9 protein-coding genes and 1 pseudogene are annotated in these 11,391 nt (G+C 49.4%); 1 reads left to right on the forward strand and 9 read right to left on the reverse strand.

The window, feature by feature from the left end; all coding sequences use genetic code 11:
* Positions 1 to 80: 80 nt before the first annotated feature.
* Positions 81 to 1,373: an MBL fold metallo-hydrolase gene (locus tag VSQ32_11155; GenBank protein MEH2943407.1), complete on the reverse strand. Its 1,293-nt coding sequence runs from the start codon at positions 1,371 to 1,373 to the stop codon at positions 81 to 83.
* A 107-nt stretch (positions 1,374 to 1,480) separates the two neighbouring features.
* Between VSQ32_11155 and VSQ32_11160 the strand changes: the two are divergent.
* A pseudogene (locus tag VSQ32_11160) lies at positions 1,481 to 1,570 on the forward strand (type II toxin-antitoxin system Phd/YefM family antitoxin).
* Between the two features lie 151 nt (positions 1,571 to 1,721).
* On the opposite strand, the gene asnB reads toward VSQ32_11160, so the two are convergent.
* From asnB to cbiD, 8 genes are read right to left on the reverse strand one after another with little or no spacing between them, the layout of a single operon-like run.
* Entirely contained in the window at positions 1,722 to 3,581 is a 1,860-nt protein-coding gene (gene asnB / locus VSQ32_11165) for an asparagine synthase (glutamine-hydrolyzing) (GenBank protein MEH2943408.1), read from the reverse strand.
* Between the two features lie 57 nt (positions 3,582 to 3,638).
* Entirely contained in the window at positions 3,639 to 4,364 is a 726-nt protein-coding gene (locus VSQ32_11170) for a hypothetical protein (GenBank protein ID MEH2943409.1), read from the reverse strand.
* 7 nt (positions 4,365 to 4,371) lie between these two features.
* On the reverse strand, positions 4,372 to 6,585 hold the full coding sequence (gene cobK, locus VSQ32_11175; protein ID MEH2943410.1) for a precorrin-6A reductase: 2,214 nt from the start codon (positions 6,583 to 6,585) through the stop codon (positions 4,372 to 4,374).
* Positions 6,572 to 7,309, reverse strand: coding sequence for a precorrin-3B C(17)-methyltransferase (cobJ, locus tag VSQ32_11180; protein ID MEH2943411.1), 738 nt, complete (start codon positions 7,307 to 7,309; stop codon positions 6,572 to 6,574). Before cobJ ends, cobK begins: the two co-directional genes overlap by 14 nt.
* On the reverse strand, positions 7,302 to 8,402 hold the full coding sequence (locus VSQ32_11185) for a cobalt-precorrin 5A hydrolase (GenBank protein MEH2943412.1): 1,101 nt from the start codon (positions 8,400 to 8,402) through the stop codon (positions 7,302 to 7,304). Before VSQ32_11185 ends, cobJ begins: the two co-directional genes overlap by 8 nt.
* 4 nt (positions 8,403 to 8,406) lie before the next feature.
* A complete protein-coding gene (gene cobM, locus VSQ32_11190; GenBank protein MEH2943413.1) occupies positions 8,407 to 9,168 on the reverse strand; it encodes a precorrin-4 C(11)-methyltransferase in 762 nt (253 codons plus the stop codon).
* Positions 9,165 to 9,857 carry a precorrin-2 C(20)-methyltransferase gene (gene cobI / locus VSQ32_11195; protein MEH2943414.1) on the reverse strand — a complete coding sequence of 231 codons (693 nt, stop codon included), beginning with the start codon at positions 9,855 to 9,857 and terminating at the stop codon, positions 9,165 to 9,167. Before cobI ends, cobM begins: the two co-directional genes overlap by 4 nt.
* A 15-nt stretch (positions 9,858 to 9,872) precedes the next feature.
* Positions 9,873 to 11,072 (reverse strand): cobalt-precorrin-5B (C(1))-methyltransferase CbiD, encoded by a 1,200-nt coding sequence (gene cbiD / locus VSQ32_11200; GenBank protein ID MEH2943415.1) that lies wholly within the window; start codon positions 11,070 to 11,072, stop codon positions 9,873 to 9,875.
* Positions 11,073 to 11,391: the final 319 nt, after the last annotated feature.

The raw sequence follows: 11,391 nt of genomic DNA on the forward strand, positions 1-11,391 counted from the left end.
TGTCATGTCTCCCATACGCTTCCGCACATGACAATTTCCGTTTCCTGAAATCACAGACTTATATTACTCTTCTGTTCCCACTATCTTCTTACAAAAATATCTTTCCCAATTGCTACAGGTTCTGTTTCCAGCTTTTGAAAATGCAGGTATTTTATATTTCCATCCGCATCCTTCAATGTGCACAAATCTCCTTCCTCGTTCCAGTTCCCTTTATATTTTTCACTTTTTCTGAATACCACATTATTTTTCCACCAGGAGTAACTGCTGTAAATGTATGCAGTTTCCCCTTTCTTCAAACTGTCTGCTATCAGGGCCAGCATCACTTTTCCCGGATGCTTATATTGCACATCTCCTTCTGTCGTCACAAAAAATGTTTTTGTCCTGAAAAACTCAAAAAACGCCCGGTTCACATTATGACTACTTCCATGATGAGGCAGTTTTATAAAATCCACTTCCATATAATCCTGATGAATCTGCTTTCGTTCCAGATATTTCCTTCCGGCTTTTATCATTTCCTCCGGAGAGGCATCTCCTGCAAACAAACCGCATCTTCCCTCATAAATCAACAGAAATGCGATACTTGCCTGATTTACATAGCTCGTCTTACTTTTATTTGCATAATTTTCAAGATTCAGCAGCCAATACTGAACTGATCTGTCCCATTCACTCTGAGGTTTCTTCTCTCCTCCTTTTGCTAAAACATCTTTTTCCTGTAGTTTTTCCCATGCATGTTGAATATACTTCACCAATGCCTGCTTTTCAGGACTGAGAATTACAACCTCCAGACGCTCCCCTTCTGATTCCAGTTCTTTTTGATTTGGATGTCTGATTACCTTACTCTGTATATCCTGTCCTGCATTCTCCCATCTTAACTGTAGCAGATTAGAGTATGGAACCCCTGGTATCTCATCTGTATCTGAAAAAACAAATTTCAGATTCTGAATATCCATTTCTCTAAAATTCTCAAACAACTCTTTTGCATCCCGAACGCCTAAAAGTGTTTCTGTCCCATTTCCCCCAAAATTAAACAGAACCCTGTCATCTGTTAATCCTTCAAACAGATTTTTATATGTCTTCTCCGGCACTCCCACATCAAAAAATGAAGATATTCCAGCAGATTTTTTATTATTTTCTTCTCGATACAATTTTCTCAGCAAATCTGACGCACCCTTTATATGGTCGTTATCATCATGAGTCAGAATAAGAACATCTATTTTTTCATCATTTTCTACAATCCGACCCAATGCTTTCAGAAAATAATCCTTTTTCATTCCTGAATCAATCAGTATATTTACCTTTTTGATTCCCATTCCACATCTGACCAGAATGCAATCCCCTTTTCCAGCCTGGAACAAATTTATTTCCATTGACATTTTATTTTATCTCCCTCTGTTTTCTCACATAATTATAGCAAATAAACCGTCATATATAAATAAAAAATAATTGTTGTATATCTGTTTCCAGAGATGAGGTATAGAAAATGCCACAGATTATACCAATGAAAGATTTGAAAAATACTTCAGAAATTTCAGATATGCGCCACAAATCAGACGAACCTGTTTATATTACAAACGGAGCTGTCGGAAAATGAAATTTACACACAATATATGGCTGTGAAACTCAGCAATTCACAGCTATAAATTGTGGAAATTTGCCATTTCCCGACAGCCCCACCTTTTCACATAACTGATTTTCCCGGTATTACGGTTCCCTTCCCCTTCTCACAAATCCACCACCTGAATCTGATACCGCTTCATCCACTCATCCACCTGCAGCAGATAAGCCAGCATCTGAGGCCCCGCCATCAGCTGACCGTACCAGGGCTTCCCATAATCGGAGGAACGGTTTAAGAACTGTTCCACCTTTCTCACATCCACAAACTGCAGAACCGGAGAGTCTCCGTCGAGAATGATTTCCCGCACCATGTCTTTCAGAAGATTCTCATAGCGGGGATCGTAGGTTTTGGGATAAGGGGATTTCCTGCGGAATAATACTTCTTCCGGCAGCAGGCCCCTGCCGGACTCCCGGAGCAGGTGTTTTACCACACCGTCCCTGGCTTTCCACTCCCAGGGTACATTCCACACATACTGAATAATCCTGGTATCTGCAAAGGGAACGCGGGCCTCCAGGCCGCTGTACATGCTGGTCCGGTCCATCCGGTTCAGGAGGGTCTGCATAAACCATCTCAGATTCAGCCAGGAAATTTCCCGGCGCCTTCTCTCCTCCTGACTGTCTCCCTCCCATCGGGGCGTTTCCTCAACGGACTGGTGATAGCAGTCCAGAACATACTCATCCATCTTAAGATAATCCAGAAAATCCTCTGACAAAAGTTCTTTTCTGGGGGACAAATCCATGGTCCAGGGGAACATCTCCGCCTCCAGGCATTCCTGCTTATGAAACCAGGGATACCCGCCGAAAATCTCATCCGCACATTCTCCCGTCAGAGTCACCTTATACTTTTTGCTTACCTGGGAACAGAAATACAGCATGGAAGAATCCACGTCCGCCATGGCCGGAAGGTCATGGGCTTTTACCGAATCGTACAGCATTGCAATCTGATGTTTATTATCGCATTCCAGAAACGTATGGTCTGAGCCGATATATGCCGCCATTTTCTCCACATAAGGTCTGTCCTGAGACGGCTGGAATGCATTTGCCTTAAAATTTTTCTGATTATCCACGAAATCAAAAGAAAAGGTAGCCAGCCTCTTTCCATGCTTTTTCAGTTCTGCAGCGCACACTGCAGATACCAGGCTGCTGTCCACGCCGCCGGACAAGAAAGTGCAGATGGGCACATCTGACACCATCTGGCGTCTGATGGAATCCTGCACCAGAAAAGATACTGTTTCCAGGGTTTTCTCATAACTGTCCTCATGAGGATGGCTTTCCAGCCTCCAGTACAGGCTCTTTTGCAGTTCCCCTGCTCTGGTACAGGCCAGCATTTCTCCCGGACATACTTCAAAGATATGTTTCAGAACGCCGCAGCCCGGACTTCTGGCAGGTCCGATTCCGAAAATCTCATTCAGTCCTTTCCGGTCAATCTCCGGTTTTACCGCAGGGTGAGCCAGAAGGCCTTTCAGCTCTGAGGCAAAAATCAGTTCTCCGTCGCAGATGGTATAAAACAGGGGTTTTACCCCTGCGGAATCCCGGAACAGATACAGTGCTTCCAGACTGGAATCATAGATTCCAAAGGCAAAAATACCGTTGAGCTGTTTTACAAACTCCGGCCCGAATTCCATGAAGCCCAGCAAAATCACTTCCGTATCGCAGGATGTTCCAAAAGTCCACCCCCGGTTCTGCAGCATTTTCCGCAGTTCTTTTCCATTGTAAAGCTCCCCGTTATACACAATGCTGCAGGTCTTCCCTCCGGCGGTACGCACCATGGGCTGATGGCCGCCGGAGATATCAATAATGGAAAGGCGGCTGTGGGAAAACCCGCAGTGCTTCGCCAGATATATTCCCGCATCGTCCGGCCCTCTGCGCCACAGCTCCTGATGCATTCCCGTCAGTAAAGTACGGTAATAAGATTCGTTTTCTCCGTAATCCTTTTCTCTATGATAAAATCCTGCAATTCCACACATAAGGCACGCTCCTGATTTCTACATACAATTCAGTATATCGTGGAATCCAAAAAAATATTACAGTTTTATCTGGTTACGACTCCCGTGAAGAATCAGATCCCGTTCCTGACTGCCGGGCCCCGTAATCATGCCTTTCCGGTCATACCGGGTCAGAAGCTCCGTGTTCCGGGCAAGCTGCTTTTCTCCGTGATGAGACAGAAAATCCTCTATCTCCTGCTGATTTCCCCGGCGGAATAACTGCCGGATTTCCTCCTGGGTATAGATAGACTCCGCAATCTGATTTGAAAACTTTATTCCGGAAGTATCCCCCGGCATTTCGCCCGCAGGCAACACAGAATCCGGCAGGGATAATCCGGTTTCTCCGGAAAATGCTTCCTGTTCTGATATTTGATTCTCCAGAACTTCAGGAAATTCCCCTTCCGCTGTTTTGGAATGGTCATTCCAGATTCTGTCCCAGACAGATTTCAGAAAATCCACTGCCAGAGCGGTATATTTTTTCACTCCCTCCATCAGGGATATTTTTCGTTTCTCCCGGATGGATTTCTCATAGCCCTGATGGGATATTTCCACCTTTACTCCATGACTGCCGGCGGTTCTCTTCTGTTCCTCCGGCTCCGGCGAAAGTTCCTGAGATTTCTCAGGCTTTTTCCGCTGGCTTTTCTCATAAGTAACTCCGTCTTTCCCCATATTCAGGTTAAATTCCGCCGCTTCTGTGGTTTCACGCTTCTGCTGGCTTACTTTGGAATAGTCGTAAAATCTCTGATTGTTGATTCTGTCTACCATAACAACCTCATTTCTGCAGAGTGATCACATACACAGGGTTCTGCCCCATCATCAGATGGTGGCGGCCCAGCTCTCTGGCCCTGGCCACCGTCACCTGTACGATTTCCTGATGAGCAAATCCGTGCTCCTCCATCACTTCCAGCACTTCTTTTAAGGTTTCCAGTGAAATTATATTCAGGACAATCCGCACTTTGGGAGATTTCCTCCACAGCGCTTCCAGAATATCCCGCAGCTTTCCGCTGCTTCCTCCGATAAATGCATGGGTGGGAGCAGGCAGCCCCTCCAGGGCTTCCGGCGCCTCTCCTGCGATGGTTTCCACATTCCATGCCCGGTGACACTGTTTGTTCCTTTCAATCAAATCCAGGGCTTCCGGATTTTTCTCTATGGCCCAGACCCTGCCCTGCAGGGCGATTCCTGCACATTCCACCGCAATGCTTCCGGTTCCGGCCCCGATATCACAGACAAGGGAATCCCGCTGCAATGCCAGTTTTGCCATGGAAACACTGCGCACTTCCTCTTTTGTCATGGGGACTTTGCCCCGCACAAAGGTTTCATCCGGAATCCCATGGGAAACAGGAGTTTCTTTCGCCTTTTCATGGACAAGCAGCACAGCCAGCAGCCCTTCCCGGTCAAAGTCCAGAAACTGCTCCGGCTTCCCGGAAATGATTTCTTCCTCCGGATAACTCAGCTGCCAGCCCACATGCATTTCCGCCATGCCCAGTCCATACTGCAAAAGTTCCTGACTCAGCTTTCGCACGCTCCCTGCCCCGTCCATAAGAACAAATACTTTTTCATGGATATTCAGGGTTCCAATCACATTCTGCTGTCTCCCGTGAAGGCTCATGAAAACCATATCTTCCCAGGGAATCCCAAGGCGCGAGGCCATATAGGGGGCGGAAGAAATTCCGCAAAGGGATTTCACTTCGTACCGGTGTTCTTCGGTAATTCCCGCTTCTCCGAAAGCCTGAAACAGACCCTTCGCGCCGCTGTAGAATCCCACATCCCCGGACAGCAGTACCACAACCTGCCCGTACTCCGGATGCTCCAGAATAAAATCTGCAATTTCCGAACTCTTATACCTGTTTTCCATGGGTTTGCCAAACCCTTTCACTGTTTCCAGCATCCGGGCCGCGCCGATAATCACATCCGCATGTTCACAGGCGCTGTACACCTCGCCGGTCATATTGGAGATACTTCCCATGCCCATACCGGCAATAGTAACCCTTCTGCTGATTATATCGGATGAATCCGGGCTCTGCTCCATATACGGCTGCTGTAAATTTTTTCCTGCATGTCCCGGAACTGGCTTTTGCACAGGTTCTCTGGTATACTCCGGAACTGATTTTTGCACAGGTTCTCCGGCATGTCCCGGAACTGGCTCCTCTGCAGATTCTTCCACATACTCCAGGCCAAGTTTCTGCAAAACTTCTCCCATGGAATACCCCTGTTCTTTTGGGCGGCGTATCACCACAGTCTCCGCTCCCACCTGCCGGGCCGCCGCCAGTTTCTGAGGATATCCGCCGGTCTCCCCTGTTTCCTTTGTCACCTGAACGGAAATATTCAGTTCTTCCATCATGGCAATATTTAATTTTTCACTGAAGGGCCCCTGCATACAGATAATCTGCTTCCCTTTGAGGCCAAGATTTCTGCACTGCTCCACCTGCTGGCTGCCGGGCAGAAGCCGCACATAAATCCGGCTGATATCTGCAATTCCCTGCACGTATTCCCCCAGAGAATTGCCTCCGGTGGTGAGAAAAATATTTCCGATAGTCTGGTTCAGATAAGCGATGGCTTCCCGGTGGGTATCCACAAAAAGGATTTTATTTCTCCGGCAGTATTCCCTGTCCGGTTCCCTGTGACTGTCCTGCCGCAGCAGCCGCAGAGGCTTTCTTCCCTGACGGCTGCAGGCCGCCGCAATATTTTCCGAAACTTCCGTTGCAAAGGGATGGGTGGCGTCCACCACCGCCTGCCAGTCTTTTTCTGTCAGAAACAGTTCCATCTCCTCTTCGTCCATACGTCCCGTATGCACGGTGAGGAAATCGGAAAGGCTGTCATCCATCTGTTCCTCTCCGTATTCCGTAGCCACGCAGACGGTTACTTTCCGGTTCTGGCCCGCCAGCAGTTCCGCCAGATTCCTTCCCTCACCGGTTCCCGAAAAAATCAGTATTTCCCGCATGTTTTTCCTGTTCTCCAAAACCTTCTGTCCCTCATTTCCTGCCAAGCTGATAACCTCTGGGCGTCACCATGGTTCCATTGACCAGTTTCGTCTGCGAATTGCCCACAAATACCGTGGTAAACATATCCGTCTCCACATCCTGCAGTTCTTTTAAGGTGCAGATACTGCTGCATTCTCCTTCCCGTCCAATATTGGAAACGGTTCCGCACACCGTATCGCCTCTTTTGTGCTTCAAAAGAATCTGGCAGGCACGCTTCAGATAATCCGCCCGCTTTTTGCTGGAAGGATTATACAGGCAAATGGAAAAATCCGCCTGAGCCGCCGCCTCCAGCCTTGCTTCAATCTGTTCCCAGGGCGTCATCAGATCACTGAGACTGATCACTGCAAAATCGTGCATCAGAGGCGCGCCCAGTACAGCCGCCCCGCTCATTGCCGCCGTCACTCCCGGAACAATCTCCACTTCCACCTGGGGATACTGGCTGCTCAGCTCCAGAATCACGCCGCCCATTCCATAAACGCCTGCGTCACCGCTGCAAATCATTGCAGTATCCTTGCCCTCCTGGGCTTTTTCAAAGGCAAGATGGCACCGCTCCACTTCCTGACGCATGGGGGTGGTCAGAAATTCCTTATCCGGAAAATGTGCTTCTACCAGTTCCACATATACCGTATAACCTACAATCACCTGACAGCGCTTCAATGTCTCCGCTGCCCGCACCGTCATTTCTTCATAACTTCCGGGGCCAATGCCCACCACATATAATTTACTCAAATCCAACACTCCATTCCTGTTCTGCCAGTGCCAGCGTCATGCCATGTTCCGCAGTTTTTTTCCGGAGCAGGGCCGGCACATATTCTCTTCTGCTTCTTTCCATGGCGGCTTTTACCGCCGCCCGTTCGCATATATTGTCAATTCCCATGGTCTGTTCCACAAATTCCGAGGACGTGAAAGTTCCTGGCACCTGAGACAGCTCCTCCGCAGAAAAAGTATAAAAAGGAATCCGGTATTTTTCAGCAAATGCCAGAATTCCCTCTTCTTCTTTCTTCCGGTCTGCCGACGCCAGGCAGCAGACGCTCTCCGGAGCAATGTTCTCCTCTTTCAGCACCCGTTTCACAAATCCTTCGATTTCTTCTGCTGCTTTTCCTTTTCTGCAGCCAATGCCCAGAACTACCGCCCTGGGAAACAGGCACAGGGTATGTTCCTGTTTCCTGAAATCATGAATCCCGGTGTAAATCCGGTATCCGCAGCTCTCCCGAATATCCCAGGACATCCACGTAAGTTCCTCCGGAAGATTTGCCGGAATCCCGGCAGAGGGCATTCCGGATGGTGCAATGCCATGGGGTTCACAATAATATCCAACTTTTTCTCCCCGCAGCACCGCACCGGAAATCTCCTTTGCCAGCCTGCGGTCAGCAAGTACAAGCCCCTGTCTGGCCGCAAATACATCCACAGCAAACTTTCCGTACAAATCCGTGGCGGTGGTAATCACCGGGACTGCCGGAAGTTCTTCTGCCAGAAAGGCGGCCCACTGGTTGCCGCCGCCCACATGGCCGGACAGAATGGGAATCACATAATTTCCCTGTTCATCCAGCACCAGTACCGCCGGGTCCGCAAATTTATCCCGGACAAAGGGCGCAATAGCCCGTACTGCAATGCCTGCAGCCCCCACAAACACCAGAAGCTGCGAATCCCCAAAAGCCACCCGGCACCACTCCTGCAGAGACTGTCCCGGCGTCCGGCCCATCCGAAGGGAGAGTCCCGGTCTGGCAGTCTGCAGCTTTTCCCCTATGTTTTCTGCAAGGGCTTTTCCGGTTTCTGTAAAATAAATCACAGAGGCCTGTCTCAAATCCATATACTGTTTCATGGATTTACTTCCTGTCTGCCTTCCGGAATTCCGTCTCAAACTCCGGGTGATACAGCCTGCTTCTCTGATAACTGCTGTGGGTTACCACATCTCCCACAATCACCAGGGCTGTTTTGGAAATCCCATGCTTCTTCCCGGTCTCCGCCAGAGTTCCCACAGTACAGACACGGGCTTCCTCCTCCGGCCAGGTAGCCTTGTATACAAGGGCTGCCGGGGTATCTTCCCGGTATCCTCCTTTTGTCAGACGTTCTGACAGTTCCTCCAGCATTCCGGCGCTCAGGAAAATAACCATAGTAGCCTGATGAGCTGCAAAACTTTCGATTTCTTCTTTTTCCGGTACGGGAGTCCGTCCCGCCATTCTGGTAATAATCACGCTCTGGGACACATCCGGCAGGGTATATTCCAGATTCAGGGCAGCGGCCGCACCGCAGAAAGAACTTACCCCCGGACAGCTCTCATAGGGAATTCCCTCCTGCTCCAGCAAATCCATCTGTTCCCGCACGGCCCCGTACACGCAGGGATCTCCCGTGTGAAGGCGCACGGTCATTTTCCCGGCCTGCTCCGCCTCTTTCATCACCTTCATCACTTCTTCCAGTGTCATTTCCGCACTGTTAAAAACTTCACAGTCCGGCTTTTTTTCTTCCAGCAACGCCGGGTTTACCAGAGAACCCGCATAAATAATCACATCTGCCTGCTGCAGAAAACGCTGTCCCCGGACCGTAATCAAATCCGGCGCTCCGCTTCCGGCTCCTACAAAATAAATCATATGTCCTGCTCCTTTACAATCAAAAGAGAATAATACCCCGCCTGCTCCGGAATATCCTCTGCCTTCCGGTAAATGTGTTCTTCCTCCATGCCGCAGTTCTCCACCATGGACACCTGACAGGAAGAAAGTCCGGAAAGTTCTTCCCGAATCTGTCCCAGCTTTCTGCCTGGTTTCATCAGCACCTTCGTACCGGAAAGATGAATTCCTTCCTCAATTCCATAGGTGGAAGGGATGATGTGCAGCATCTGGGAATTTTCCACCAGCCCCTGATTCAGTTTTGCAGAAACTGCGCAGAAAGACGGAATCCCATTGATAATTTCCGTCTCATACCCCGCCGCTGCCGCCCGCTGGTGCATGTAAATGTAAGTAGAATAAATGCAGGGGTCTCCAAGGGTCAGAAAAGCAATATCTCTGCCCTCATCCAGCTCCTTTCGGATTTTTGCAAAAGCTGCCTCATGGCTCTGCTCCAGCTTCCCTTTGTCTTTTGTCATAGGCATTTCCAGTTCCAGACACATCTTCTCTGCAGCCTCCGGCACCGCCTGGCAGACAATTTTATAGGCCACTGTCTCCTCTTTCCTGAGTCCCGGTACCGCAAGGGCACCGCATGTCCGGATCATGCGGACTGCTTTCAGTGTCAGAAGCTCCGGATCCCCCGGACCCACGCCCACACCGTATAATTTTCCTCTCATAAGTTCCTCCATATTTTATGTTCCGTATATTTTTTCCAGAATCAGCTCTGCATTCTCTGTGCGGCCCAGCTCTCCATGGGAATGATTTCTCCTGCCATATTCGCTGGAAAAGACAATGGCCCCCACCATGGTTCTGCCCTGGCTCCTCCGGTTCAGATGGTACTGAATTCGCTCCATCACAGATTTCATAACAGCTTCCAGACAGTTTCCTTCTTCCAGAAGGCGCACCCCTTCTTCTGTGGTGACTGCCTGCATTACCTGCAACAGCAGAGGCCCCGGCACCCCGGCCAGCACCCCGTTGGCAGTCAGAATCTCCAGCCTGGCGTCCGCATTCCGGGAATGGGTCTGAAAGATTCCTCCGGCCACCTTGATGAATTTCCCGATATGGGATACAAACAAAAGATGTTCCACTCCCAGTTCCGCCGCCATGTCGATGGTTTCTCCGATAAAATTGCTGCATTTTACCGCTTCTTCCAGAGACAGTAATTCCGTCTGTTTTAAGAATTCCTGTCCGTAATTTCCCGGCGTTACCACCAGGCTCTTTCTCCCCAGCTCCACCTGCTGATTAATTTCCAGCCGGATACTGGAAATCAGCGCCGATTCGCTCATGGGCTCCACAATTCCCGTAGTGCCCAGAATAGAAATTCCTCCTTCAATGCCCAGTCTGGGATTAAAGGTATGCTCTGCCAGAGCCTGTCCTCCCGGCACGGAAAATTCCACCCTAAGGCCGCCTTCATACCCGCACTCCCGGCATAGCTGTTTCAGCGCCTGTTCTGTCATCTGTCTCGGCACAGAATTGATGGCATAAGAGCCCGGCGGCTGCTCAAGCCCCGGTTTTGTAACGATTCCAATGCCTTTCCCTCCGGTAATGACAATTTCCGACTCCCTGTTCCGGGAAACTCTGGCATACACACGCACCCTATGAGTCACGTCCGGGTCATCCCCCGCATCTTTTTCAATGGCGCAGGACACCGCTTCCGTTCCCTGCCGGATATCCAGTACTTCCAGGTGCAGGCGGATGCCTTTGGGCGTCAGCAAATCCACATAATCCGCCCGCTCTCCCGTAAGCAGCATAAAAGCTGCAGCTCTGGCCGCTCCGGCGGCACAGCTTCCGGTGGTATATCCAAACTGCAGCCTTTTTCCTTCTGAAATTTTGCAGTAATTCTCCAGTCCGGTTTCCTGCACATGGCCGGACTGCCTTGCATTCTGTTCCATAAATCTCCTGACAATGATACTGGCGTCTCTTCTGTTTCGGTTATTTACTGCTTATGAACGGTAAGCAGTCTCCGCAAATATATCCTAATTATAATTTTCTTTTCCCAAAAATGCAACTGTCCCCTGAAAATTTCTCTTGCAAATCCAAAAACAGTGTGCTAGAATAACTCCGCAAACAACTGCATAAGACAGTTTGAAGCCATCCTGTCTCTAAACAAAACCAGGGATTTGAAAACGAAAGGATTCTGCACAGGCGCCTGTGTGGAAAAGAGTCGTTTTTGCGGCACGCCTGGCGTGCCTTTTTTATTCTGCTGGAAAA

The sequence above is a fragment of the Lachnospiraceae bacterium JLR.KK002 genome, assembly GCA_036941025.1.
Classification (GTDB): Bacteria; Bacillota; Clostridia; order Lachnospirales; family Lachnospiraceae; genus Petralouisia.

Bases quoted from the DNA above. Each gene is read 5' to 3' on its own strand.
- asnB (MEH2943408.1), bottom strand. From the start codon at position 3,581: ATGTGTGGAATTGCAGGATTTTATCATAGAGAAAAGGATTACGGAGAA.
- cobI (MEH2943414.1), bottom strand. From the start codon at position 9,857: ATGAGAGGAAAATTATACGGTGTGGGCGTGGGTCCGGGGGATCCGGAG.
- cbiD (MEH2943415.1), bottom strand. From the start codon at position 11,072: ATGGAACAGAATGCAAGGCAGTCCGGCCATGTGCAGGAAACCGGACTG.
- VSQ32_11155 (MEH2943407.1), bottom strand. From the start codon at position 1,373: ATGTCAATGGAAATAAATTTGTTCCAGGCTGGAAAAGGGGATTGCATT.
- VSQ32_11185 (MEH2943412.1), bottom strand. From the start codon at position 8,402: ATGAAACAGTATATGGATTTGAGACAGGCCTCTGTGATTTATTTTACA.
- cobM (MEH2943413.1), bottom strand. From the start codon at position 9,168: ATGATTTATTTTGTAGGAGCCGGAAGCGGAGCGCCGGATTTGATTACG.
- VSQ32_11170 (MEH2943409.1), bottom strand. From the start codon at position 4,364: ATGGTAGACAGAATCAACAATCAGAGATTTTACGACTATTCCAAAGTA.